The organism is Pseudomonas sp. B611, from assembly GCF_055407965.1.
In genome coordinates this window covers 25,157-49,537 of record NZ_JBUZST010000011.1, presented here as the reverse complement: position 1 = coordinate 49,537, position 24,381 = coordinate 25,157, and the positions used below count along the sequence as shown (strand labels likewise).

The window sequence follows — 24,381 nt, the reverse complement described above, 5'->3', positions numbered from 1 at the left end:
CATGGACGTTGATCGACAGGTGTTGCCGAGTTGCACCGCTGAGGGCATTCGCGTGGTTGAGTTGGGCGATCGCGATGAAGCCGAGTTGCAACGGTTTTTTGAGCAGGCGCCGGCGTATTTCATCGCGGTCAACGGCGAGGCCGCCACGCCGACCGAGGCGCGTGAAGAGTTGCAGGGCGCGTTGCCGGCGGGGTGGCGTTGTACTCGGATGTACTGGCTGGGTTATCGCGATGCCGAAGGCCGGTTGGTTGCCGTGGTGAACATCGCGGCGGATTTGTTGGCGGTCGGTGTGTGGCATATCGGCTTGCTGCTGGTGGGTGCGCATTTGCATGGCACTGGGCTGGCTCAGCGGCTGCACGCGGATCTCGAATGCTGGGCTGCCGAGCAAGGGGCTCAGTGGCTGCGGTTGACGGTAGTCATCGGCAATACCAAGGCCGAGCGCTTCTGGCCCAGGCTTGGGTACGTGCAAGTGCGTACTCGTGAGGGGATCACGATGGGGCGGCAGGTGAACAGGGTGTCGATTCAGGTCAAGGCGCTGGCGGGTGGTCAGGTCGAGGATTACCTGGCGTTGGTGGTTAGGGATCGCCCCTGATCCGTCTGGGTTCAAGAGCGTGGTTCCTGAACCCATTCTGAAGAAGTTTCCTGTTCACAATACGGACACTTTCCTACGGTTTACTCTCGCGCAGTCGGGGCGTAAGCTTCGCGCGTTTTTATCAATAGCGGAGACCCTCAGTGGGTACTTGTTCGAGCGACAGTCGTCGGCCGGTCCTGGTAACCGGCACAGCCTTGGCAAGGTAACGCGCATCTTTCGATGCCGTTGTCTCGCCCTGCAAGCGAGAAGCGGCATCCCGGCAGCAGCCAGTCCTGGCGCCTGCCTGAATCCCTCTCATCGACGCTGACCAACACCTGGGTAACCCCGGTGTGTGACCTGCTGCCCGAAACTCCCGTTTCTGCAAAGCCGTGCGGCGGCATCTCCCATTTGCCGCCGCATTCATGGAGTTTTTTCATGCAAGCAATCAATAACATCAACCTCAATTCCCTGGTCGATACCCTGGTCAGCCTGTCCGCGGCGTTTATCCTCGGTGGCCTCATCGGTTTCGAGCGCCAGTACCGGCAGCGCACGGCGGGTTTGCGTACCAATGTGCTGGTGGCAGTGGGCGCGGCGATTTTTGTCGATATGGCCAACCGCCTGGGCGGCGCGGAAGGTGCGGTGCGGGTGGTGGCCTACGTCGTGTCGGGCATCGGCTTTCTGGGTGCCGGCGTGATCATGCGCGAGGAAGGCAATGTGCGTGGCCTCAACACCGCTGCCACGCTATGGGCGTCGGCCGCGGTAGGGGCCTGTGCCGGTGCCGACCTGATTCTCGAAGCGTTGCTGGGCACCTTGTTTGTGCTGGCGGCCAATACTCTGCTGCGGCCGATCGTCAATAACATCAACCGCCAGCCGCTGGATGTGGTGTCGGCCGAGGTGACCAACATTCTGTATGTCATCGCGCGGCGTACCCAGCAAAAGGCGGTGCTGGCCTTGCTGGAGGCAGAACTTGCACGCTGCAACTACCCCGCCAGTGATGTGGACGTGCGCCCGTTTGGCAGCGATGAGGTGGAGATCGAAGCCACCTTGGCCGTGACGTCCGTTGACGGTGATGAGCTGGACGCGCTGGTGGCGCGTATTTCCACCTCGACCCTGGTGGTGCAGGCGTTCTGGAGCCCAAGTACCACCGACTAGTACGCCGGCTGTCGGGCATAGCGTTGACTATGCTTTTGTGAGGAAAAGTCCTACATGCAGTCAGGACTATCCCTTCAATTCAAACATCCCGCCGTTGTTAAGGTTGCGCGCTTGCCGCTACCCGGCAGCAATGGCACGGCCTCGCGTTCTCGAGGGTGTTGTGGAATTGGAGGGACCAGGCTCTGCCTGGCATGCGCCTCGATGGAGTGCAGCGCCGTTCGTCGGAACTGTCATTTTTAACAGGTGCCTGGCTCCCGTGTGATGTGTCAGGTTACTTAGTCCTCTCAGGTGGTTTGTTTATGAGCACAGCTTTAATTGTGGATGATCACCCGTTTATTCGCGCCACGGTCCGCTATCTCCTGAAGCAGGAAGGCTTCGATAAAATCTTAGAGGCGGGCAACGGTGCTGATGCCATGCAGATTGCACGCGAGGTGCGCCCCGACTTGGTGATTCTCGATCTGGCGATGCCCAAGCTTGGAGGCTTGGAGGTGATCAGTCGGATGAAGGCGTTGGGCTTGCCATGCAAGATCCTGGTGCTCACGTCGTACCTGGCGGTGTTTTTTTCCACGCGCTGCATGCGTGCGGGAGCCATGGGGTATGTGTCCAAGACCGGTGAGTTGGACGAACTGCAAAAGGCGATAAAGGCCGTAATGTCCAACTACAGCTGCTTTCCCAGCCTGCCGACCAGCTCGGTACGCCGAGATGATTTGCAAACGACTGAGCGTGAGCTGGTGGACGCGTTGTCGGACCGTGAGTTGATGGTGTTGCAGAAGCTGGCCCTGGGCCTGGGCAACAAGGAAATCGCCGATGACATGTTGCTTAGTCACAAGACGATCAGTACGTACAAGACACGCCTCAAGGAGAAGTTGCGTATGTCGTCGGTGGTGCATTTGTCAAAATTCGCCCAGCGCAACCATCTGATCTGATCCTAAATGAATACCCTTCGGCTGGTGAAACTCACGGCTATCCTGCTGATAGGGCTGTTGCCCTCCGTAGCGATGGCCCTGGATGAACCACACACTCTGCGCCTGCTCGGCCATTCCACCCTTGAAAAACCTGATGTACAGCTTGCTGAGGCGGATTGGCGCTGGCTGCGTGAGCGGCGCACGTTGGTGATGGGGGTTTCGGCACCTGACTACGCGCCATTCGACATGAGCAATGATAATGAGCTTGAAGGCATCTCCGCTGATTATGCGGCGTTGGTCGCCCAGGCGCTGAATATCACCATTGAGGTGCGACGTTACGACACCCGTGATGAATTGATTGAGGCGCTCAAGCTGGGCGCGTTGGATTTCGTCGGGTCGGCCAATGGTTATGAGGCCGCCGACCCACAGTTGGCCCTGTCTCGTTCCTACGCCAGTGATCAACCGGTGCTGGTGACCCGTGCAGGTGACAGCCAGTCGTTGCCCGCTGACCTGGCGGGCAAGCGCGTAGCGATGCTTTACCACTACATGCAACCCGATGCTGTCCAGGCCTTTTACCCCAAGGCGCAATTGCTGTTGTACGGCTCGACCCACCAGGCTATCGGCTCTGTGGCATTTGGCCAGGCGGACGTCTACCTGGGCGATGTCATCAGCACTCGCTACCTGATCAACAAGAATCATCTCAATAACGTACGCATGGCAGATTTCTCTGCCCTGGAGGTCAACCCGTTCGGGTTCGCCTTCAGCAAGGAAAACGAGCGTCTGCTTAACATCATCAATACTGCGCTGGCTGCTATACCGGCCGGCCAGCAGATGGAAATTCTGCGCCGATGGAGTGCCGGCGGCAGTGGTTTCCTTGAGGCTGACCGGTTGCGCTTGAGTGACAGTGAGCAGCGCTGGCTGGAGAAGCATCCACGGGTGAAGGTGGCGGTGCTCGACAAGTTCGTCCCGCTGTCTTTTTTCAATGAGACAGGGCAGTTCGAAGGGTTGAGTGCCGAAGTGTTGTCACGGATCAGCTTGCGCACTGGCTTGAAGTTCGAGGTGGAGCAGGGCAGTTCGTTGCCTCGGCAAATTGACCAAGTCAGCGTCGGCCAGCTGGATATGATAGCGGTCATCACCCCCAGCGTCGCGCGCTCCGAGAAGCTGCGTTTTACTCGGCCTTACCTGTCCAATCCTTACGTGTTGGTGGTGCGTGCTGATGATGAACGCGTGGTCACGCTGGAGGATCTGCCCGGCAAGCGCGTGGCGTTTATCGGTGGCAACAGCCTCGCCGCGCAGATGGCTACGGACTATCCCGGTATTGGGTTTGTCGATGTGGAGAACCCCGAACAGGCCTTGGAGCTGGTCGCCAAAGGGAGTGTCGATGCAACCGTTGTTTCGCTGATCAGTGCGCGCTACATGATCGCGCGTGATTACCGTGATCGGCTGCATATCACCAGCACGGTGGGTACGGAGTCCGCGCGGATTGCCTTTGGTGTCAATCGCAGCCAGTTGGAGCTGTATTCAATCCTCGACAAGGCCCTGCTGAGCATCACGCCCGAAGAAATGGATGAGCTGACCAATCACTGGCGCGGCGAAGTGATCATCGGTGATAGCTACTGGCTACGTCATCGCAATGCAATCGTCCAGGCGTTCGGCCTGGCGGCGTTGTTGCTGTTGGTTACCCTGGGCTGGGCCATTTACCTGCGCCGCCTGATTCGCACGCGAGTCCAGGCTGAACGTGCTTTGAGCGACCAGATGCGCTTCATGAGTGTGTTGATCGATGGCACGCCCCATCCGATCTATGTGCGAGATCGCCAGGGCCGATTAATGGCCTGCAACAACGCCTACCTCGATGTGTTCGGCTTCAAGCTGGAGGATGTGATCGGCAAGACCGTAATGGAAACGGACACCGGCAACCCACCTCAGGCCCAGTCTTTTCATGACGACTATATGCAGTTGATGGCGCGCGGCGAGCCGCAGATTCATGACCGCATACTCAGGGTACCCAGTGGTGAAGTACTGACCATCTACCAGTGGATGCTGCCGTACCGTGATGGCCAAGACAGTGTGGTGGGCATGATTGCGGGCTGGGTGGATGTGAGTGAACGCCAGCGTCTGTTGGGCCAGTTGCAGGAGGCCAAGGACGACGCCGACGCCGCCAACCGTGCGAAGACCACCTTTCTGGCGACGATGAGCCATGAGATCCGTACGCCGATGAACGCGGTGATCGGCATGATCGAACTGGCCTTGAAAAACGCCGAGCAGGGCCGGGCCGACCGCGATGCGCTGGAAGTGGCGTCGGTGGCCTCGCGCAGCATGTTGGAACTTATTGGCGACATTCTTGATATCGCCCGCATCGAATCCGGCCATCTGTCCTTGGCCCTGGCGCCGGCGAACCTGCAGGAGTTGCTGGCGTCGGTGTCGCGGGTGTTTGAGGGGCTAGCGCGAGCCAAGGGCCTGGCGTTGCAGGTTGAGCTCGATCCAGTGATTGACTGTACGGTGCTGATCGACCCGCTGCGCTTCAAGCAAGTGGTGTCGAACCTGTTGAGCAATGCCATCAAGTTTACGGCCAGCGGACAGGTGCAACTCGGTGCCCAAGGGGTTGTGACCGCAGGTCAACTGACGCTGCGGTTATGGGTGCAAGACACTGGCATCGGCATCAGTGCCGAGGATCAGCAGCGGTTGTTTAACCCGTTTATCCAGGGGAGCAATACCGAGCAGTCGGCACGCAGTGGCTCTGGCCTGGGCCTGGTGATCAGTCGCAGCTTGTGCGAAATGCTCGGTGGCCAGTTGCACTTGAGCAGTGTGATGGGCCAGGGCACGCGGGTCGATGTGCGGTTGGTGCTGGCGCTGTCGGCGCAGTTGCCGGCCCAGGCGTCAACGGTGGTGGAGGATGACTTGCCGAACCTGGCGTTGAACATCCTGGTGGTCGACGACTATCGCGCCAATCGACTGCTGCTGGCGCGGCAACTGAGTTTTCTGGGCCACCACATCACCACTGCCGACGACGGTGTTCAAGGGGGGCAACTCTGGCAAGCAGGACACTTTGACGTGGTCATCACCGATTGCAACATGCCGTTGAAGAACGGTTACCAGTTGGCGCGCGACATTCGCGCCCAGGAACGGGAGCGAGGCCTGGTGCCATGCCTATTGCTCGGGTTCACCGCCAATGCCCAGCCGGAGGAGGCCGAGCGCTGTCGGCTCGCGGGTATGGACGGGTGCCTGTTCAAGCCCACTGGCCTGGATGACTTGCGCTCGGTACTCGCGCCGCGCGCCGCGCGCGGTGCCCCGGTGGGTACACCGGCGACGTTTGACCTGAGTACCCTGACGGCATTGACGGGGGATGATCGTGACGCCCTCAAAGAGCTGTTGATCCCGCTGATTGAAAGCCTGGAGGCCGACCTCGCCTTGTTGCCGGCACTGCAACGCGCGTTTGATTTTGCCAAGCTGCACGACCTTGCACACCGCGTCAAAGGGGGCGCACGCATGGTCAAGGCACAAGGCGTGATCACCTGTTGTGAAGGGCTGGAGGCGGTGTGTGAGAAACAAGACCGGGAGGCGCTGGGTTCAGCCGTTGGCGATGTCAGTTCGGCAATCGGTGATTTGCATCAGGCATTGAGCGTTTATTGCAATCAACCTTGATCACCGTTCGGCTGGTTTGGGAAACCCCCTACGCAAAGAGGGAACATGCCTGATTTTGCCGTCGGCCTATGTCTGGAAAATGGCCTGCGCTCACTGTCGAGTACTGCCTATCCAGGGGTTTGCCATGCCAAACAAAGCACTGACTATCCTGATTGCCGATGAGCTGCATCTGCAGCGGCTGTACATCGAGAAAATGCTCAATCAGCTGGGATATCACCGGATCGTGCCAGTGCAAACCTTCGACGAGGTGCAGATTCTTACCGCTATCCCGGCTGAGCCGTTCGATGTTCTGATCATCAACGCGGGGCTGGCGGCCGATGTCAACGGGCCACCGCCCCAGGTGCGCCATGTGCTGGTCTACGATCACCTCGACCTGGGCAATCCCGCCGCTGTCACGCCGGCGGTGCTGGTGCGGCTGCCGGGCGTGCCGGACAACGTCAACCTCGAACACTTCATGGACATCATCGACCCGCCCGCAGCCACCAGCGGCTTGCGGGTATTGCCTTGGCTACGGGAGCTGTCCCGGACACCTGTCGCCGGGGTTTAGTCCCACTGTGGCGCGATGCCCTTGGGGCTGGTCAGGCGATGGCCACGCTCCATGCTGGCAATCTGCGCCATATCCGCGGCGGTCAAGGTCAGTTGCCGCGCCTTGAGGTTGCTTTCCAGGTTGGCGCGTTGGGTGGATGAAGGGATCACCGCGTAGCCCAGTTGCATTGCCCAGGCCAGCGTGACTTGTGCCGCAGTGGCCTGGTGACGTTCGGCGATCTGCTGGATCAGCGGATCTTTCAGCACTTCGCCGTAGGCCAGGGTCATGTAGGAGGTGATGTGGATGCCGTTGGCGCTGGCGAAGTCCACGACCTTGCGGTTTTGCAGGTAGGGGTGCAGTTCGATCTGGTGGGTGGCGATGTTTTCTGCGCCCACTGCGGCAATCGCCTGTTTCATCAGGTCTACGGTGAAGTTGGAAACGCCGATCTGGCGTGTCAGGCCCTGGCGCTTGGCTTCGAGCAACTGGCCCATGAATTCGGCGACGGGCACTTGGTCTTCCGGTGATGGCCAGTGGATCAAGGTCAGGTCGAGATAGTCGGTCTGCAATTTGCGCAGGCTTTCGCGCAGGCTGGGGATCAGCTGGCCTTCGGCGAAATGCGCGATCCAGATCTTGCTGGTGATGAACAGCTCGTCGCGCGGGATGCCGCTGTCGGCGATCGCCTGGCCAACATCGGCTTCGTTCTCATAGATCTGCGCGGTGTCGATGACGCGGTAGCCCAGTTCCAGGCCAGTACTCACGGAATCGATCACCACCTTGCCTTGCAAGCGGAAGGTGCCGAGGCCGAAGGCCGGAACGGTTTGCGTGGGGGTAGACATCGGTAACTCCAGAAGGGTGTGGACAATGGCGCTGAGTATCCGCCTGCCGTTCCTTCGGAAAAACCGCCAAGTCCGAAAAGGACTCTTTACCGCAGATCACGAATCGCCTTGGTCGATCCGTGGGAGGGCGCACACATTGATCGTTCCCACGCTCCGCGTGGGAACGCCGCGATGGCCGCTCTGCGTCCGCTTTGTGAAGCGGAGCGTCACGGGATGCTTTCCCACGCAGAGCGAGGGAACGATCAACCCGTTGAACTCAGTGCGTTATTTTGCTCGCAACCGCTCTGCCGCCCTGCGCAGCAGTTGCTCGGTGGCGTCCCAGCCCAGGCAGCCATCGGTGACCGACACGCCGTATTTCATCGACGCGCCCAGTGGCTGGCAACCTTCGAACAAATGGCTTTCCAGCATCATGCCGATCAGCGAGGTGTCGCCTAGCAGGCGCTGCTCCAGCACCTCGTTGAACACCGCCGGCTGACGCAAGGGGTCTTTGCCACTGTTGGCATGGCTGCAATCGACCATGATCCGCGCCGCCACCTTGGATTTGCCCAGGTCGTGCTTCACCTGCGCCACGCTTTGCACATCGTAGTTGGGTCCACGGTGGCCGCCGCGTAGCACCAGATGGGTGTCGGGGTTGCCCGGGGTCTGGATGATCGCCGGATGGCCCTGGCTGTCGACGCCGAAGTGGCGGTGCGGGTGGGAGGCGGAGCGCATCGCGTCACAGGCAATCGCGACGCCGCCGTCGGTGCCGTTCTTGAAGCCCACGGGCATGCCCAGGCCGCTGGCCATCTCGCGGTGGATCTGCGACTCGGTGGTGCGCGCGCCAATCGCCACCCAACTGAGCAGGTCATCGAAGTAGCCGGCGGCCATGGGTTGCAGCAGTTCGGTGGCGACCGGCAGGCCCAGGCGCAGCATTTCGCGCATCAGTTGACGGGACAGGGTGAGGCCGGCAGCCATGTCATCGCTGCCGTCCAGGTGCGGGTCGTAGGCCAGGCCTTTCCAGCCGATGGTGGTACGGGGTTTTTCGACGTAGGCGCGGATCACCAGCAGCATCTGGTCACTGACTTCCAGGGCCAGTTTCTTCAGGTTGCGGGCGTATTCCATGGCCGATTCCGGATCGTGGATCGAGCACGGGCCGACAATCACCAGCAAACGCTTATCTTCGCCATTGAGGATGGCGCGCACGGCTTGGCGATGGGCCTGGATCTGCTCGTTGAGGAACGGGCTGAGGGGCAGTTGGTGCTTGAGCTCAAGGGAGCTGGGCAGGCGCTGGGTCAGGGCTTCATTGGCGCTGTTCAGGTTCGGCAGGGGCAGAGCGGCGGTGGCAGAGTTCATATTCAAGGCTTCCTGGGCAAGCGGCGGGTTATTCCCGCGCGCTTGGCCCTACTGGGGTGTTCGACAATTGGCCGTATCGGCTACGTGTGTTGGCTTGCCACCAATAGGTGACCGATCGGAGGCGGCAGGCTGTCCCGAACGGAGCTTGCTAAATCGCCATGCAGTGCAAGTGTCGTAGCGGTAATAGGTGGCGTAGTTCATGTCGTGATTCCTTAAGTGTTCTTACGAAATTTTTTGAGAGCCTGAAAAAACAAAACCCCCGGTCGGGGAGCCGACCGGGGGTTAGATTTCTCTGGTAGGCGACCCCTTGAGTAGTGGGCGCCGATTTCAGGTATCAGGCGCGCCAGTGGCTAAACCAATACCCAAAATAAAAGCTTACAGCTGCGCTCGAACCGCTCACACGGGTAGCCGACACCGAGCGCGGGGCGCTGGCAGCAGGGCAAACCTGAGTGTGGGTGAGTTGCAACATGTTGTGTCTCCAAGTAATGGAGGGGAGCTTACTAGAGGCACGCAGGAGGATTCAATCAGTAATTTCTATGGCGTGGGGGTACTTACCGCTATGGACCAAGATATGCTTGTAACACTTTGATAATGATTGCCTGGACGCGACCATGACTGCCTTTGCCCTTGCTGCTGCTCAATCAATCACCATTGCCGGCGACATACCCGCCAACCTTCAGCGACACCTGGCGTTTATGCACGTGGCAGCGGAGCACGGTGTGCAGGTGTTGGTGTTTCCAGAGTTGTCATTGACGGGCTATGAACCGTCATTGGCTGCCGGCTTGGCAATCGCCCCGGATGACGCGGTACTGGCGCCGCTGCGCGAGATGGTGCAGGCGCTGCGGTTGACGGCAGTGGTGGGGATGCCGATCCGCTTGGCGCCCGAGGCCGGTGTGTTGATCGGCGCATTGGTGTTGGGGGCGGACGGCTCCCTGGCGGTGTACACCAAGCAGCACCTGCATCCGGGTGAAGAAGTTGCATTTGTCCCAGGGCAGGGTGGCGCTGTACTTGAGTTGGGTGGCGAGCGGATTGCGCTGGCGGTGTGTGCAGACTTTTCCCATGCGAGTCATCCGCTTGCTGCTGTCGAAGCGCGGGCAAATGTGTACGCCGCTGGTGTCTTGATCAGCGAAGGCGGCTACGCGACAGACAGTGCCCTGCTGCAAGGCTACGCCGCCGAGCATGACCTGTTGGTGTTGATGGCCAATCATGGTGGCCCATCCGGCGGATACGTGTGCGCGGGTCGCAGTGCGATCTGGGCCGATGATGGCAGGTTGCTGGCTGCGGTGCCGGGGGCGGGGGACGCATTGGTGATAGCCCGCCGCGAAAGCGGGCAGTGGTCTGGCCAAGTGGTGGCTCTGTAAATGGCATTCCACCTGCGCGCGGCGACGGATCGCGACCTGACATTCGCACGCACACTGACCCACGAGGCCATGAGCGGCTATTACGCGCACTATGGCCTGCTGTGGTCCAACGATGGTTTTGATACGGCGTGGGCCGGTCGGGAAAACTGGCTGATTTGCCGCGACGACTGTGTTCTGGGCTTTATCAGCCTGAGTCGTGACAGGCACGCGTTGTATATCCGCGAACTGCATCTGCTCGAAAGCTGTCGCGAGCAGGGCGCAGGCAGTTGGGTGCTGGAACAGATGGCGCTCAAGGCATGCGCTCAGGGTTTGTTGCGCTTGACCGTATTCAAGACCAACCCGGCGAAACGGCTCTATCAGCGCATGGGGCTGAGCATCGTCGGAGAGGAAGACTGCTTCTGGCGTATGGAGCGCGTTTGCCTCTCAAGCTAAACCTGCACCAAATCCTAATAAGCGCATACTGCCTTTAGGAGACGACTTCCTGATCGTTGTTTTGGCCATCAGCCTCAGAAAGGATGATCCCTTCTTTCATGCCCAGAAGGACCGCTACCTTGTGGGCCTCACCACGCCGTCCCTTTTTGCGCCCAGCGAGCACTTGATAGGTGGTTGCCGGATCAACGCCATGTTCACGGGCGAACGCTTGAACTGACTTTCCTTGATGTTCCAGCCAGGCCTTGGCTTGTGCAGCAGTACGGATTCCGGGCATAGTTCAAAACCGTTCAAGTTCGTTTAACAAAGAGATGAGTGTGTCACCTCTTGGGGTGTGCCAAATAGGATCATACATCCAAATGAGTGGAATCGGTTCGCGTTTGAGGCAAGAAAGAGAGCGACTTGGCCTGTCGCAGAAAGTTTTTGGTGAGATAGGAGGGGTTGAAGCCAACGCACAAGGTAAATACGAAAGTGGAGGGCGTGCGCCTAAAGCGGACTACTTGTCTCGTGTCGCCGAAAGAGGTGTGGATATCCTGTACGTGTTGACCGGGAATGCCACGCCGATTCAATTGGAAAATTTGAGCCAAGTTGAAGAAAAGGTATTGGGCGATTATCGCGCAATGTTCAAGGAGGACCAGGCTGCTATTCGCCGTTTGACTTCAACCCTGGCCGAGCATTCATCTTCTTTCAATGGCAAAGCCAAGGTGCAACCCCAGGATTCCTGAGCTTTTACTCCGCAAACCGGGCCGCCTGCCATTCTGCGGGCGAGTGCGGTGCATTCAAACACTACATATATGACGCGTGCAGCTAGGTCTACGCCTTGGTTTTTTGCTAAGGTGTTCAGCAACCTATAAGACCATATCGCGAGGTGTCTGCTTGATTAGGGTGCTAGTAGTCGATGACCATGATCTCGTTCGTACAGGCATTACACGAATGCTGGCTGACATCGATGGCCTGCAAGTAGTCGGCCAGGCTGAGTCCGGGGAAGAGTCCCTGATCAAGGCGCGGGAGTTGAAACCCGATGTGGTGTTGATGGACGTCAAGATGCCGGGGATCGGCGGTCTTGGCGCAACGACCAAATTGTTGCGCAGCCACCCGGACATCAAGGTCGTGGTCGTGACAGTGTGCGAGGAAGATCCGTTCCCTACACGCCTGTTGCAGGCCGGGGCGGCGGGTTACCTGACCAAGGGCGCAGGCTTGGCCGAGATGGTGCAAGCCATTCGCCTGGTATTTGCCGGTCAGCGCTACATCAGCCCGCAGATTGCCCAGCAGTTGGCGATCAAATCCTTCCAGCCCGTCAGTGACTCACCGTTTGATGCGCTGTCGGAGCGGGAAATCCAGATTGCCTTGATGATCGTTGGCTGCCAGAAGGTGCAGACGATCTCGGACAAGCTGTGCCTGTCGCCCAAGACCGTCAATACCTACCGCTATCGCATCTTCGAGAAACTCACCATCAGCAGTGATGTTGAACTGACCCTGCTCGCGGTGCGCCACGGCATGGTGGACGCCAGCGCCTGACATGACCACGCCGTTTGATCCAAGTGCCTTTCTCTCAACCTGCAGTGGCCGCCCTGGCGTGTACCGCATGTTCGACAGCGAGGCCCGCCTGCTTTACGTCGGTAAAGCCAAGAACCTGAAGAACCGTCTGGCGAGTTATTTTCGCAAGAGCGGCCTGGCGCCCAAGACGGCGGCATTGGTCGCGCGTATCGCCCAGGTCGAAACCACCATCACCGCTAACGAGACGGAAGCGCTGTTGCTTGAGCAGACGCTGATCAAGGAATGGCGGCCGCCCTACAACATCCTGCTGCGCGACGATAAATCCTACCCCTACGTGTTTTTATCCGACGGCAACTTCCCACGCCTGAGCATTCACCGTGGGGCGAAGAAGCAGAAGGGCAAGTACTTCGGCCCGTATCCCAGTGCTGGCGCGATCCGCGAGAGCCTGAGCTTGCTGCAAAAGACTTTTTTTGTGCGCCAGTGCGAAGACAGCTTCTACAAGAACCGCACCCGGCCGTGCCTGCAATACCAGATCAAGCGCTGCAAGGCGCCTTGTGTGGGCCTGGTTGAGCCCGCCGAGTACGCCGAAGATGTGCGCCATTCGGTGATGTTCCTCGAAGGGCGTAGCAATGCGCTCACCGATGAACTCTCCGCCGCCATGGAACAGGCCGCCAGCACCCTGGATTTCGAGCGCGCCGCCGAGCTGCGCGACCAGATCTCCCTGCTGCGCCGCGTACAGGACCAGCAGAGCATGGAAGGTGGCACCGGCGACGTGGATGTGATCGCCGCCTTCGTCAACCCCGGTGGTGCCTGTGTGCACCTGATCAGCGTGCGTGGCGGTCGGGTGCTGGGCAGCAAGAACTTCTTCCCGCAGACCGGTATCGATGAGGACGTCGCCGAAGTCATGGCTGCGTTCCTTGGCCAGTACTACGTCAGCAGCCCCGAGCGCGACTTGCCGTCGGAGCTGATCGTCAATGTGGTGCACGAAGACTTCCCTACGCTGATCGCGGCGATTCACGAGCTGCGTGGCCGCGAACTGGACATCAGCCACCGCGTACGCGGCACCCGTGCCCGCTGGCAAACGTTGGCGGTGACCAACGCCGAGCAGGCCCTGAGCGCACGCCTGGCCAATCGACAGCACGTCGCCGCACGCTTCGACGCCCTGGCCGAAGTCCTCAACCTGGACGAGCCACCGCAGCGCCTGGAGTGCTACGACATCAGCCACTCCAGCGGCGAAGCCACCGTCGCCTCCTGCGTGGTGTTCGGGCCGGAAGGGCCGATCAAGTCTGACTACCGGCGCTACAACATCGAAGGCGTCACCGCCGGCGATGACTACGCCGCCATGCACCAGGCCCTGACACGACGGTTCAGCAAGTTGAAGGACGGCGAGGGCAAGTTGCCGGATATCCTGCTGGTGGACGGCGGCAAGGGCCAGCTGTCCATGGCCCGTGACGTGCTCAACGAGCTGGCAGTGCCCGACCTCATCCTGCTCGGTGTCGCCAAGGGCGCCACGCGCAAGGCCGGTTTCGAGACGTTGTACTTGAATGATGCCGCCCATGAGTTCACTTTGAAGGGCGACTCACCTGCACTGCACCTGATCCAGCAGATTCGTGACGAAGCCCACCGTTTTGCAATTACCGGGCACCGCGCCCGTCGCGGCAAAACCCGGCGAACCTCAACCCTGGAAGGGGTAGCGGGGGTTGGCCCGACGCGACGTCGCGACTTGCTTAAACATTTTGGTGGCTTGCAGGAGCTATCCCGTGCCAGCATTGACGAAATAGCCAAAGCACCCGGTATCAGTAAAAAGCTCGCTGAGCTGATTTATGCAAATCTGCACAGCGAATAGAATGCCTTTCCACCTCGTAGCCAGTTGTGCCGATGAATATCCCTAATCTGATCACCGTTCTACGCGTCCTGCTTATTCCGATTTTCATTCTGTTGTTCTATTTGCCGTACGAATGGAGTTATGCCGCTTCCAGCTCTGTGTTCGCCTTTGCGGCCGCCACCGACTGGCTCGACGGCTACCTGGCCCGCCGCCTGGAACAAAGCACGCCCTTTGGCGCGTTCCTTGACCCCGTGGCCGACAAACTGATGGTGGCCGTGGCCCTGGTCCTGCTGGTGCAAGAACACGGCAACCTGTGGCTGACCCTGCCGGCCGCCGTGATCATCGGCCGCGAGATCGTTGTCTCGGCCCTGCGCGAATGGATGGCCGAAATCGGCGCCCGCGCCCACGTTGCCGTGTCCAACATGGGCAAATGGAAAACCGCTGCGCAGATGCTCGCACTGGTGATCCTGCTGGCCAACCCGTCGGACTTCTCGTTCTGGGTCCTGACGGGCTACGCCTTGCTGCTGATCGCGGCCGGCCTGACGCTGTGGTCCATGCTCCAGTACCTGCGCGCTGCCTGGCCTCATCTGCGCACTACCGTTGAAAAGAAATAAAACTTTTTTGAATCAAAGGGTTGACCGGTTACGAGATTTGTATAGAATGCGCATCACCAAGCGGGAATAGCTCAGTTGGTAGAGCACGACCTTGCCAAGGTCGGGGTCGCGAGTTCGAGTCTCGTTTCCCGCTCCAAGCATTAAGAAAAAGCCACTCAATAGAGTGGCTTTTTTTTGCCTGAAATTTGAGTTGGCCCACAGCAACGCACCTAAACGCGTGATGCCGAGCCCGCCTCGGGCGTGTCGAGAGCGACAGGGTCCGGCTGTTGATACTGCACCACGAAATCCACAAAAGCGCGCAGGGCCGGGGCCATTTGGCGTTGGCTGGGGTAGTACAAATAGAACCCCGGAAAGGTCGGCGTCCACTCTTTGAGGAGGTGGATCAATTGGCCTGTCTCGATAAGGTCTGCCACTTGGTGCCTGAACAGATACGCAATGCCCACCCCGTCGAGAGCGACTTGCGTCAGCATTTCCGGCTCTGTCACCACCAATGGCCCCTGGGCATCTATTTCGAGAAGCTCGCCATTGCGTTCAAACTCCCAGCGATACAGGCTTCCGTCCGTAGGCCATCGGTACGTCAGGCATTGATGGTTCACCAGGTCTCTCGGGGTGTGCGGGGTGCCGTAGCGGGTGAGGTAGTCGGCAGAGGCAACGACCATCATTTCCAGGTGGCCGCCGAGACCATGGGAGACCATATCGCGGTCCAGCTTTTTGCCGAGCCTGACTCCGGCGTCGAACCCTCCGGCGACAATATCCACGAGGCGTTCATCAGTGACGATATCGAAATGAATACCGGGGTAAGCCCGCAGAAAGGGTCCGATCAGAGGCGCAAGGTAATGAGTGGCTGCAACGCGGGTCGTGTTGATGCGCAACAGTCCGCTAGGGCCTTCGCTGGACTCTTTTAGCCGGGCGACTGCCGAATCAAGCGACGCCAGGGCGGGGAGCAGCTCCTCAAGGAGTCGTGCGCCGATCTCGGTTGGCGAGACGCTGCGTGTCGTACGGTTGACCAAGCGAACACCCAGTCGCTCTTCGGCATTGCGGATGGTCTGGCTCAGTGCAGAGGCAGACATCCCCAGGTGGGCTGCGGCGCGGACAAAACTGCCTTGCTGAATAACCGCGGCGAATGCTTGGAGTTGGGCGTATTCGTTGCCGCGCATTGTGTCCACTTCCTTAATGGGTCATGCGGATATTAGCGCATTATCAAATGGATCCAATTACGCAATACTGCCCCCGCATTGAGATTTTTCATGTCGGCAATGGAGGCAAACCTATGGGCAGATTCTCAGGTAAACGGATCTTGATTACCGGTGGTACGAGTGGCATGGGGCTGGCAGGTGCCAAGCGAATTGCGGATGAGGGCGGTCGGGTCGCTGTCACCGGCTATAGCCAGGAACACCTTGAAGAAGCTGCGGATATTCTGCCTTCCAATGCATGGGTATTTAAAAACGATGCAGCGGATCCAGCGGCCACTGCGCAGTTGGTGGACGTGGTTAAAGAAATGGGCGGTCTGGATGGCTTATGGCTGAATGCCGGTTACGCGCAAGTGGGCGCCATTGAAGACACAGATGCAGCGTTTTTTGATCGCATGATGAATGCCAATGCGAGAGGGCCTTTGCTACAGATCGCGAAATTGAAGGACCTGTTGTCTCCCCACGCCTCGGTTGTCTTGACCTCATCGACCTCAGCCTACGAGTCGGCCCCGATGGCCAGCGTTTATGCCGCGACCAAAGGAGCGATGATTTCAATGGCCAGGTGTTGTGCGGCGGCATTGGGGGAGCGGGGGATCCGTGTGAATGTATTGGTTCCCGGGCCGATTGATACCAACTTCCGCAACTTCATGGCCAATGACGTGCGGCAGCAGTTCGAGGATGGGCTGGTCAATCAACTGCCCCTTCGACGGGTCGGCACGGCGGCCGAGGCCGCGGCAGTTGCGTTGTTTTTGCTGTCTGATGATTCGTCGTACGTGACCGGCAGCCAATATGCGGTGGATGGTGGTTTGACCATGCGTTGAGCGGTTTACCCACGGTCAGCGCCTTGCGTCGCTCGTTCCAGCCGCCATCCCCCCGCCCGCTGACGCTCCTTCCAGAACCCCGCATACCGGCCGTTCCGCCCCAGCAATTGCGCATGAGTACCAGACTCCACCAAACCCCCTTCATCCAGCACCAGAATCTGGTCGGCCGCCATGATGGTCGGCAGGCGATGGGCAATCACCAGCACCGTGGCGTTGTGCATCAGCGTGCGGAGCGCGGCTTGCACGTAGGCGTCGTTCTGCGGGTCGAGCGCTGCGGTGGCCTCGTCCAGCAACAGGATCGGCGCGCGCTTGAGCAGGGCCCTGGCCAGGGACACGCGCTGGCGTTCGCCGCCGGAGAGGCTGGCGCCGCCTTCGCCCACGGGGGTGTGCCAGCCTTGGGGCAGGCGCGCGACGATTTCATCGACCCCGGCCAGGCGCGCCGCTTCGGCCACCTGCTGTGCACTGGCATCGGGGCTACCGACGCGGATGTTGGCTTCCAGGCTGTCGTCGAACAGGTACACGTCCTGCATCACCAGGGACAGTTGCGCCATCAACGCTGCATTGGACAGCTCGCGCACATCCACGCCGCCCACTTTGACCTGGCCCTCGCTGGCATCGAAGAAGCGCATCAACAGACGGGTGATGGTGGTTTTACCCGAACCCGAGGCGCCGACGATGGCGGTCATGGAATGGGCCGGGACGTTGAAGGTCAGGTCCTTGAGCACCAATGGGCCACTGGGATAGGCAAAGCTCACGTGTTCAAACGCTAGGCTGCCGGGCGCCGTCAGTGGCTGGCTGCTTGCCGGTTCTGGCAGGCCGGGCTCGCGCAGGATACTCACCAGTTGATCGAGGTCGTTGCCGGCCATGCGCAGCAGGCCACTGCGTGCGGCAGCTTCGGCCAGCGGGCCGACGAAACGCGCGGCCAGGGCCAGCAGTGCGACCAGTTGGATGGCGTCGATTGCACCGGTTGCCGCCAGGGCAATGCCGACGCCTACCAGCAGGGCGAAGGCCAGTTGCACAGTCAGGCCACCGGCGAGCAATTTGGGAAAGGTCTGCGCCAGCATCGAGCCGCCGGCGTGTTTCTGCGCAAGGTTGGCCGCATGCAACGGTGCATAGCCGCCCCGCGCCTGGCCAAAGGCGCGCAGCACCGGCTGGTAGCGGGCGAACTCCACCACACGGTTGCCGGCCACAGTCGCGGCGGCTTCGACGCGCTGGTCATTGGCCGCAATGGCGTTGGCCGACCAGTGATGGGTGGCGTAGATCAGCGGTGCACAGAGCACGGCGGTCAGGCCCAGGCGCCAATCGAACACAAACAGCGTCAGGGCCACCGTGGCGGGTACCACCACGCCGCACACCACCGGTCCCAGGTAATGGGCAAACAGACCGGTGACCATCAACGTGCCACTGGTGGCGCTGCGCGACAGGCGCCCGACCTTTTCCGTGTTGAACCAGCCCAGGGGCAGGCGCATCAGGTGTTGGCCAAGGCGATCATGCAGGGTCGTCAGCACCAGCAGTGCCAGGGCAAAACCTTGCATCGCCTGCTGATAGTGGGCGATGCACGTCAGGACCACCATCGCCGCCAGGGCACACAGCCAGGCGAGTGCCGTCGGCAAGTCGCCGGCGAACAGCGTGCGCAGGATCGGCACCAACAACGCGACGGCCAAGCCTTGCAGCACGGCGCTGGTCACCAGCCAGGCGAGGTAACGGTAAAGGCGCGGGGCATGGGCCGGGCCCAACAGGGTGAGCAGGCTGCGGATCACAAGGGCATCTCCAGGTCGGGGGTGGTGGCGCGCCACAAGCGGGCGTAGGCGCCATCGGCGTGCAGCAGGTCAGGGTGACGGCCGCGCTCGATCACGCGGCCATGATCGAGGACGACGATTTGATCGACGCCACGGATACTTGCCAGGCGATGGGCGATCACCAGCACCGTGCGCCCTCTGGCCAGCGCCGACAACGCGTCCTGGATCAGCGCTTCGGATTCTGGATCGGCGTGGGAGGTGGCTTCGTCGAGGATCAGCACCGGCGTATCGGCCAGCAGCGTGCGGGCGATGGACAGTCGCTGGGCTTCGCCGCCGGAGAATATCGCGTCCTCGCCAATCACCGACTGATAGCCACGGGGCAGCGCCTCGATACGCGCGTGGATCTGCGCCGCACGCGCGGCCGCCTGCATGTCTTCGTCGCTGGCCTGCGGGCGGCCCAGGCGCAGGTTGTCGGCCACGCTGCCATGCACCAGTTGCGCGTCTTGCAGCACAAAGCCGACGTGCCGGTACAGCTGCTGCGGGTCGATCTGGCGCACATCGACACCCCCGACCAATACGCGGCCAGCGGTGACGTCGTGAAAGCGCGGCACCAACTTGGCCAGAGTCGACTTGCCTGCGCCCGATGCCCCCACCAGCGCGGTGACCGTGCCCGCCGGGCAATGCAGGGTGATGCCATCGAGGATCAAGTGGGCGGGGTCATAGCCAAACTGCACGTTGTCGAAGGTGATGGCACTGCCCTCGGGCGATTGGCAGGCCGCCGGGCTTGGCAGTTCGTCGATATCCAGCAGGGCCTCGATGCGTGCGGCAGCCGCCAGGGCGGTGCGTTGCGCGGTCAGGCTCTGGTTGATCACCAATAACGATTGCGGGATCACCACCGCCACTAGGGTTTCGGCGAACAACTCCAGCGGCGTGACCCAGCCCCGCGCCAACAGCAGGCTGCCCACGCCCAGGCTGACCAGCAGAATCACCGGCACGCTCAGGGCCATTGACGACAACGCCTCAAGGCGCAGCAACGGGCGCACCCAACCGGCGTACTGCTGGCTGAACTGGCTGACCGCCTGCTGATAGCTGCGATGGGCCTGGCCGCCGCGCCCGAAGGCCTTGACCACCGCGATCCCGTGGACGAACTCGACAATCGCCGCGCTGACCCGGGTCATGCTCTGGTCCAGCAACTGCATCTTGCTGCCGAAGCCGCGCATCATCAGGGCATAGGCCAGCGCATAGACCGGCAGGGTCAGCACCGCCAGCACCACCAGGTAGCCGTTGAGGCTGGCCAGCCACACCAACCCGGCGAGGGGCGTGACGATCGCGGCGGTGAGTTCCACGGCGTGATGGGCGACCAGGTGATGCAGGTCTTCGAGGTCATCCTGCACCACTTTGCGCACCGCGCCGGACGTGGTGTCGCTGTACCAGCCGAGGGGCACGCGCCCGAGCTTGCGCACCATGGCGTCGCGCAAGCCGGCTTGCAGGCGATGGTCGGCGACGTGGGTGAGCCACAGTGCCACGCCGTTGGCCACCCAGCCCAGGCTCAGGGCGATCACCACCAGCGCGGCCCATGACCACAAGGTGTGACGCGCGACGTTGCCGGCCAAGAGCAGCCGGGCCAATTCGGTCAGGCCGACAAAGGGCACCAGGTTGACCAGCGCGCCAATCGCGGCAAACAGCACGCCCAGGCGAATCAGCGGGTTGACCGGGCGTTTCAAGGTGTCCAGGGCGGTTGTCATCAGGGTTCCGTAGGGCCATGGCGGGGCCAACGATGCTAGCCATTCCTGAAGGGTGGGCTACCCGCATCGGGTCGATTTAGCCCCGCATCCATGTGCCGGGGCGCACCGGTGGCGCGATACGGTTGGAAAATGACTTGAATCGGGTAGAGGCCCACCGGTGGCCCTGGCTACCGTTCCAGGCTGCCTGTTTCGCGGGCAGGTATTTCCCTCAACCGGTGTTCTTGGAGTGGCAGATGTCAGTCGATTCAGGTTTGCAAGTGCGCGGCCTGCGCAAGCGCTACAACAATGGCGTCGAAGCGCTGCGCGGCGTGGACCTGAACGTGGGCCCAGGCATGTATGGCTTGCTGGGGCCCAATGGCGCCGGCAAAAGCAGCCTGATGCGCACCTTGGCGACGCTGCAACCGGCAGACGCCGGCAGTATTCATCTGGATGGCGTGGACGTACTGGCTGACGGCAATCACCTGCGCCAGCGCCTCGGTTATCTACCGCAGCAACTGGGCGCTTATCCCGGCGTGAGCGCGCGTGACCTGCTCGACCGCTTCGCCTGGCTCAAGGGCCGCACCGATGCCCGGCAACGCCGCGAGGAAATTGAAGGCTTGCTGAGCAAGGTCAACCTGCAAGACGCCGCACACCGTGCGCTGGCCACGTATTCGGGCGGCATGCTGCGCCGCTTTGGCATTGCCATGGCACTGGTGGGCGCGCCGCGCTTGCTGATTGTCGATGAGCCGACGGCGGGCCTCGACCCGGCGGAACGCAATCGTTTCCACCGAGTGCTGGCGGACGTTGCCGCCGAGTCGATTGTGCTGCTGTCGACCCATATCGTCGAAGACGTCGAGAACCTGTGCAGTCGCCTGGCCGTCCTGGCCGCTGGGCGGATCATCGTCGAAGGCCGCCCGGCGGACCTGCTGGCGGCCGAGCAGGGGCGCCTGTGGCAAGCGCCGTTTGGCCGTGGCGAACCCTTGCCGGCCGCGTTGCATGTGGCGGCCAGCCCGCAAGGCAGCCGGGTGATCGTACACGGCGAGCGGCCCCTTGATCCGCGTTTCACGCCCCACGCACCGCGCCTGGAAGATATCTATTACCTGGCCTTGGCCCAGGCCGGCGAGGCGCCCGACGCATGAACAACTTTGCCCTGATGCGCCGCGAAGCCTGGGTGGAACTGCGTGCCGGGCTGCGCAGCGGGATTCCCTTGCTGGTGTTCCTCGGCCTGGCCGGCTACTTGCTGATGTCCCTGACCAACGCCGACTACGTGCAGAAAATGGGCGCCAGTGAGATCCCGCGCAACGCCCCGAGCCTGATCTACCTGATGTCCTGCGGCTGCATGTTCTTCCTGTTTTTTGCCTGGGCCTGGGTGTTTGCCCAGCCGGCCCTGCGCGACCGCAAGGCGCAGTTGGAAGAGGTGCTGCTGGCGTTGCCGGTGTCGCTGCCGGCGCTGCTGTGGGGACGTTTTATCGGTGCGGCGGTGGTCGGCGGTTTGCTCGCCAGTGCCCTGGTGGTGGGCTTTTTACTGAGCCCGATCCTCGCCTGGCTGGGCTGGGTGCCGGCGGCGAGCATCGGCGCGCCGGCCTGGTCGGCGCTGGGGTTCGCCTGGGTGGCCTTGCTGTTGCCGGTGAGCACCGGCATCGGCGCGTTGTATTACCTGCTGGCGTTGCGCAGTCGCGGGTTGGCGGCGCCGTTTGCGTTGGCCACCGTGCTGATGCTGTTGTGGATGTTTGCGGTGGTGGTGCTCAAGGGCGGGCAGATCAACCCATTGTTGGCGGCCAGCCTCGATCCGTCGTTGTTTACCTTTGCCCAGGCCCAGGTAGAAACCTGGACCGCCGCGCAGAAATCCCAGGCCCTGCTGGCCCTGACCCCAGGCTTCTGGCTCAACCGCAGCCTCTGGTGTGCGCTGCCATTGGTGCTGTTGGCCTGGGTCTTGGCGCGCACCACGCGCGAGGGCCTGATGGGCCGCCGTTCCGGTGCAGTACTGGCAGAGCCGCCGGTGCGCTGGGCCGAGAGTACCGCTGTGCCCGGCCCCGTGCTGCGCAGTTATTGGCCTCGGGCGCTGTGGTACGAAGCCCGTTGGCAGTCACGCCAAATTTTCGCCCGCAAGGTGTGGTGGCTGGCCCTGGCGCTGCTGATGGTAATGGGTGTGCTCAGCGGCTTTGTCCATGGGGTGTGGCACGCCCGTGGGCCGATGGTGCCGAGGGCGGACTTGAGCTTGCCGTTGCTGTCCAGCGCGCTGTTCCTGGTGCTGGCGTTTGTGCTGGCGGCGCTGGTGGGGCTGGTGTGCCGGCGCGATGACGTCGAAGGCCTGGGCGCGATGCTGCACGCCACGCCGGCCCCGGCGTGGGTGCGCCTCTTTGGTCGGGTGCTGTGTGTGGCGGTGGCGACGTTGCTGCTGGCACTGGTGCCGGGCGCCGCCAGCCTGCTGATCAGTGCGCTTGCGGCACCGCAAAGCCTGGCCCCGGGTTTTGTGCTGACCTATCAACTGCTGGTGTTCGCACCGCCGTTGCTGGAATTGGCAATGCTGACGCTGTTGGTACACACGCTGATCCGCCGCGCCGGCCTGGCTTACGCGACGTCGATGCTGCTGACGTTTTTCCTGGTGCTCAACCATGAATTGGGGCTGGTGAGTTACCCGCCCTATGAAATGGCCATCCCCGCCCATGTGGCGTTGTCGGCGTTGACCGGCTGGGCGCCGTGGTGGCCGTACCTGGCGACGCTGGCGGGCTGGAAGCTGGCGGGGTGTGCGGTGATGGTGGCGTTGGCGGCCTTGTTTGCGCCCCGTGGTTGGGGACGTGTGCCCGCGGCGCTGCTGGCACTGGGTGTGCTGGGCCTGCTCGGCAGCGGTGTGTTGCTGCATCGCCATCTGGTGGAGCAGGGCGATTACCGCTCCAGCGCCGACGAATTGGCCGAACGTGCCGCCTGGGAACAGCATTGGCTGGCCGATGCCGGCGCGTGGCAAGTCGCCGGTGGGCAGGTGCAGGTGCAGATCGACAGCCTGCGTCGCCAAGTAGAAGGGCTGTGGCGCCTGGACCGAGTAATCGCCGACAACGGCCATCTGGACGCCGAACTGCCGCCGGGGTTGCACGTGACCGGCGCCAGCGTCATGGGCCAAGCGGTCGCCGTCGAACAGGCCAGCGACCACCTGCGCATCCCCTTGGGTAAGTGTGCGGTGGCAGGGTGCAGCGTGACGTTGCACTGGACCCTCAGCGCCAGTGGTTGGCCCGCCGACGGTGACGGCCTGTGGCTGACACCCCAGGCCACGTGGCTGGAGGCGCGCCGGGTGCTGCCGCGCCTGGGCCTGGACCCGGAGCGCGCCGTACGCGCCCCCTCGCAACGCACTGAAGCTGGGTTGCCCGCGCTCACGCCGGCGCTGCCGGTGGGCGCGGCCGTGGCGGCGCAAGCCGTGGCCCCAGCCGGGGATTGGCAATGGACGATCAGCCTGGATGGGCAGCCGTTCAGCGGCCACAGCCAGCATCCCTTGGACTTCGCTTACCACCTGACGCCACTGGCCTCGGCCCAACACCTCGACGGTGTGCAGGTGCTGGCCGATGCCAGCCGCCAGCACACCGCCCGCGAAGTGCGCGACGACCTCACGGCGATGACCGCGTGCGTGGCCCGGCGCCTGGGCGCAAGCCCCATCGTCAGCGAACTGAGCCAGTGGCCCAGCGGCATGGGCGCCAGTCGCCTGAGCAACGCGCACCTGCTGCTGGCCCAGTCACCTGACTGGGACGTGGCTGCCAGCGGCGTCGGGCGCTGGGCACGGCGCGCGCAGATCGCCGAACTGTTGGCCCGCCAGCAACTGCTCAGTGCCAGCGACCTGCGCGAACAACCGGGGCATGTGTGGCTCAGTCAAGGCGTGGCCGGGGCCGTGGGCTTGCTCTGTGTGGGCGAGGTGGACGGTCCACAGGCCCGCGCCGCCTTGATCACGCTGATGGCCGACGACCTGACCCGCGCCTTGGCCAGCGACGGCGAGCCCGTCGGCACCCTGGCCAGCGCCCGTGCACAGGGCTGGGCGGCGTTCTATGCGCCGTTGGCCAGCCTCGACTGGGTCGCTCGCCAAAGCCCCGAACAACTGCTGGCAATGACTGCCGCCGTGCGCACTGGCCAGGGATGGCCCGTTTCGATCCAGGGCCTGCTCGGCGCGCCCTCGGAAGCCGTGGTGACCCAGGCGCGCCAGCGCTGGGGAGCACCGCGATGAATGTCCTGAAACC

The 24,381-nt window shown here is 62.0% G+C and carries 20 protein-coding genes and 1 tRNA gene; 15 read left to right on the top strand and 6 right to left on the bottom strand.

Annotated features, from left to right (window positions below; genetic code table 11):
* The first annotated feature begins 1 nt into the window (after position 1).
* From ACZRMO_RS21015 to ACZRMO_RS20995, 5 genes are all read left to right on the top strand, one after another.
* Positions 2-592, top strand: coding sequence for a GNAT family N-acetyltransferase (locus tag ACZRMO_RS21015; protein WP_463974073.1), 591 nt, complete (start codon positions 2-4; stop codon positions 590-592).
* A 414-nt stretch (positions 593-1,006) separates the two neighbouring features.
* Positions 1,007-1,723: an MgtC/SapB family protein gene (locus ACZRMO_RS21010; protein WP_124525159.1), complete on the top strand. Its 717-nt coding sequence runs from the start codon at positions 1,007-1,009 to the stop codon at positions 1,721-1,723.
* A 299-nt stretch (positions 1,724-2,022) separates the two neighbouring features.
* Entirely contained in the window at positions 2,023-2,649 is a 627-nt protein-coding gene (locus ACZRMO_RS21005) for a response regulator (RefSeq protein ID WP_463974072.1), read from the top strand.
* 6 nt (positions 2,650-2,655) lie between these two features.
* The gene (locus ACZRMO_RS21000) at positions 2,656-6,270 is read left to right on the top strand and encodes a transporter substrate-binding domain-containing protein (protein ID WP_463974071.1); all 3,615 of its coding nucleotides are present in this window, start codon (positions 2,656-2,658) and stop codon (positions 6,268-6,270) included.
* A gap of 124 nt (positions 6,271-6,394) precedes the next feature.
* Positions 6,395-6,817 (top strand): chemotaxis protein CheY, encoded by a 423-nt coding sequence (locus ACZRMO_RS20995; RefSeq protein WP_463974070.1) that lies wholly within the window; start codon positions 6,395-6,397, stop codon positions 6,815-6,817.
* On the opposite strand, the gene dkgB is transcribed toward ACZRMO_RS20995, so the two are convergent.
* Both dkgB and ACZRMO_RS20985 read right to left on the bottom strand, forming a co-directional pair.
* Complete coding sequence (dkgB, locus tag ACZRMO_RS20990) at positions 6,814-7,632, bottom strand: 2,5-didehydrogluconate reductase DkgB (RefSeq protein ID WP_463974069.1); 819 nt, start codon at positions 7,630-7,632, stop codon at positions 6,814-6,816. The two genes, ACZRMO_RS20995 and dkgB, sit on opposite strands and share 4 nt — an antisense overlap.
* A 264-nt stretch (positions 7,633-7,896) precedes the next feature.
* Entirely contained in the window at positions 7,897-8,964 is a 1,068-nt protein-coding gene (locus ACZRMO_RS20985) for a 3-deoxy-7-phosphoheptulonate synthase (RefSeq protein ID WP_463974068.1), read from the bottom strand.
* A gap of 611 nt (positions 8,965-9,575) precedes the next feature.
* Here ACZRMO_RS20985 and ACZRMO_RS20980 point away from each other — a divergent pair.
* Together ACZRMO_RS20980 and ACZRMO_RS20975 are read left to right on the top strand one after the other, a co-directional pair.
* Positions 9,576-10,325, top strand: a complete 750-nt coding sequence (locus ACZRMO_RS20980) for a carbon-nitrogen hydrolase family protein (protein ID WP_463974067.1) — start codon at positions 9,576-9,578, stop codon at positions 10,323-10,325.
* Entirely contained in the window at positions 10,326-10,757 is a 432-nt protein-coding gene (locus tag ACZRMO_RS20975; RefSeq protein ID WP_463974066.1) for a GNAT family N-acetyltransferase, read from the top strand. It abuts the gene before it with no gap.
* Between the two features lie 34 nt (positions 10,758-10,791).
* Here ACZRMO_RS20975 and ACZRMO_RS20970 read toward each other — a convergent pair whose 3' ends face one another.
* Entirely contained in the window at positions 10,792-11,031 is a 240-nt protein-coding gene (locus ACZRMO_RS20970) for a DNA-binding protein (protein ID WP_017737468.1), read from the bottom strand.
* Positions 11,032-11,113: 82 nt separating this feature from the next.
* Between ACZRMO_RS20970 and ACZRMO_RS20965 the strand changes: the two genes are divergently transcribed.
* The 5 genes from ACZRMO_RS20965 (at position 11,114) to ACZRMO_RS20945 (ending at position 14,826) form a co-directional block, all read left to right on the top strand.
* On the top strand, positions 11,114-11,479 hold the full coding sequence (locus ACZRMO_RS20965; protein WP_463974065.1) for a helix-turn-helix domain-containing protein: 366 nt from the start codon (positions 11,114-11,116) through the stop codon (positions 11,477-11,479).
* Between the two features lie 151 nt (positions 11,480-11,630).
* Positions 11,631-12,272, top strand: a complete 642-nt coding sequence (gene gacA / locus ACZRMO_RS20960; RefSeq protein WP_026136871.1) for a response regulator transcription factor GacA — start codon at positions 11,631-11,633, stop codon at positions 12,270-12,272.
* Between the two features lies 1 nt (position 12,273).
* Positions 12,274-14,097 (top strand): excinuclease ABC subunit UvrC, encoded by a 1,824-nt coding sequence (gene uvrC / locus ACZRMO_RS20955; RefSeq protein WP_026136870.1) that lies wholly within the window; start codon positions 12,274-12,276, stop codon positions 14,095-14,097.
* Positions 14,098-14,129: 32 nt separating this feature from the next.
* Complete coding sequence (pgsA, locus tag ACZRMO_RS20950) at positions 14,130-14,690, top strand: CDP-diacylglycerol--glycerol-3-phosphate 3-phosphatidyltransferase (RefSeq protein ID WP_003232771.1); 561 nt, start codon at positions 14,130-14,132, stop codon at positions 14,688-14,690.
* Positions 14,691-14,750: 60 nt separating this feature from the next.
* Positions 14,751-14,826: transfer RNA gene (locus tag ACZRMO_RS20945), tRNA-Gly, on the top strand.
* A gap of 73 nt (positions 14,827-14,899) precedes the next feature.
* Here ACZRMO_RS20945 and ACZRMO_RS20940 read toward each other — a convergent pair.
* Positions 14,900-15,847, bottom strand: coding sequence for a LysR family transcriptional regulator (locus ACZRMO_RS20940; RefSeq protein WP_463974064.1), 948 nt, complete (start codon positions 15,845-15,847; stop codon positions 14,900-14,902).
* A gap of 113 nt (positions 15,848-15,960) precedes the next feature.
* Here ACZRMO_RS20940 and ACZRMO_RS20935 point away from each other — a divergent pair, with 113 nt between their 5' ends.
* Entirely contained in the window at positions 15,961-16,701 is a 741-nt protein-coding gene (locus ACZRMO_RS20935) for an SDR family oxidoreductase (RefSeq protein WP_463974063.1), read from the top strand.
* Between the two features lie 5 nt (positions 16,702-16,706).
* Here ACZRMO_RS20935 and ACZRMO_RS20930 read toward each other — a convergent pair whose 3' ends face one another.
* Together ACZRMO_RS20930 and ACZRMO_RS20925 are read right to left on the bottom strand one after the other, a co-directional pair.
* The gene (locus ACZRMO_RS20930; protein WP_463974062.1) at positions 16,707-18,461 is read right to left on the bottom strand and encodes an ABC transporter ATP-binding protein; all 1,755 of its coding nucleotides are present in this window, start codon (positions 18,459-18,461) and stop codon (positions 16,707-16,709) included.
* A complete protein-coding gene (locus ACZRMO_RS20925; RefSeq protein ID WP_463974061.1) occupies positions 18,458-20,185 on the bottom strand; it encodes an ABC transporter ATP-binding protein in 1,728 nt (575 codons plus the stop codon). The genes ACZRMO_RS20930 and ACZRMO_RS20925 overlap by 4 nt, the downstream gene beginning before the upstream one ends.
* Before the next feature lie 233 nt (positions 20,186-20,418).
* Here ACZRMO_RS20925 and ACZRMO_RS20920 point away from each other — a divergent pair, with 233 nt between their 5' ends.
* Both ACZRMO_RS20920 and ACZRMO_RS20915 read left to right on the top strand, forming a co-directional pair.
* Complete coding sequence (locus ACZRMO_RS20920) at positions 20,419-21,303, top strand: ABC transporter ATP-binding protein (protein WP_463974060.1); 885 nt, start codon at positions 20,419-20,421, stop codon at positions 21,301-21,303.
* Positions 21,300-24,368: a hypothetical protein gene (locus tag ACZRMO_RS20915; RefSeq protein WP_463974059.1), complete on the top strand. Its 3,069-nt coding sequence runs from the start codon at positions 21,300-21,302 to the stop codon at positions 24,366-24,368. Before ACZRMO_RS20920 ends, ACZRMO_RS20915 begins: the two co-directional genes overlap by 4 nt.
* The last annotated feature ends 13 nt before the right edge of the window (positions 24,369-24,381 follow it).

Excerpts from the sequence above, each read along its gene's own strand:
- ACZRMO_RS21005 (WP_463974072.1), top strand. The coding sequence starts at position 2,023 with ATGAGCACAGCTTTAATTGTGGATGATCACCCGTTTATTCGCGCCACG.
- ACZRMO_RS20975 (WP_463974066.1), top strand. The coding sequence starts at position 10,326 with ATGGCATTCCACCTGCGCGCGGCGACGGATCGCGACCTGACATTCGCA.
- dkgB (WP_463974069.1), bottom strand. The coding sequence starts at position 7,632 with ATGTCTACCCCCACGCAAACCGTTCCGGCCTTCGGCCTCGGCACCTTC.
- ACZRMO_RS20985 (WP_463974068.1), bottom strand. The coding sequence starts at position 8,964 with ATGAACTCTGCCACCGCCGCTCTGCCCCTGCCGAACCTGAACAGCGCC.
- ACZRMO_RS20965 (WP_463974065.1), top strand. The coding sequence starts at position 11,114 with ATGAGTGGAATCGGTTCGCGTTTGAGGCAAGAAAGAGAGCGACTTGGC.
- ACZRMO_RS20925 (WP_463974061.1), bottom strand. The coding sequence starts at position 20,185 with ATGACAACCGCCCTGGACACCTTGAAACGCCCGGTCAACCCGCTGATT.
- uvrC (WP_026136870.1), top strand. The coding sequence starts at position 12,274 with ATGACCACGCCGTTTGATCCAAGTGCCTTTCTCTCAACCTGCAGTGGC.
- ACZRMO_RS20935 (WP_463974063.1), top strand. The coding sequence starts at position 15,961 with ATGGGCAGATTCTCAGGTAAACGGATCTTGATTACCGGTGGTACGAGT.
- ACZRMO_RS20995 (WP_463974070.1), top strand. The coding sequence starts at position 6,395 with ATGCCAAACAAAGCACTGACTATCCTGATTGCCGATGAGCTGCATCTG.
- ACZRMO_RS20970 (WP_017737468.1), bottom strand. The coding sequence starts at position 11,031 with ATGCCCGGAATCCGTACTGCTGCACAAGCCAAGGCCTGGCTGGAACAT.
- ACZRMO_RS21000 (WP_463974071.1), top strand. The coding sequence starts at position 2,656 with ATGAATACCCTTCGGCTGGTGAAACTCACGGCTATCCTGCTGATAGGG.
- pgsA (WP_003232771.1), top strand. The coding sequence starts at position 14,130 with ATGAATATCCCTAATCTGATCACCGTTCTACGCGTCCTGCTTATTCCG.
- ACZRMO_RS20920 (WP_463974060.1), top strand. The coding sequence starts at position 20,419 with ATGTCAGTCGATTCAGGTTTGCAAGTGCGCGGCCTGCGCAAGCGCTAC.
- ACZRMO_RS21015 (WP_463974073.1), top strand. The coding sequence starts at position 2 with ATGGACGTTGATCGACAGGTGTTGCCGAGTTGCACCGCTGAGGGCATT.
- ACZRMO_RS21010 (WP_124525159.1), top strand. The coding sequence starts at position 1,007 with ATGCAAGCAATCAATAACATCAACCTCAATTCCCTGGTCGATACCCTG.
- ACZRMO_RS20940 (WP_463974064.1), bottom strand. The coding sequence starts at position 15,847 with ATGCGCGGCAACGAATACGCCCAACTCCAAGCATTCGCCGCGGTTATT.
- ACZRMO_RS20980 (WP_463974067.1), top strand. The coding sequence starts at position 9,576 with ATGACTGCCTTTGCCCTTGCTGCTGCTCAATCAATCACCATTGCCGGC.
- ACZRMO_RS20915 (WP_463974059.1), top strand. The coding sequence starts at position 21,300 with ATGAACAACTTTGCCCTGATGCGCCGCGAAGCCTGGGTGGAACTGCGT.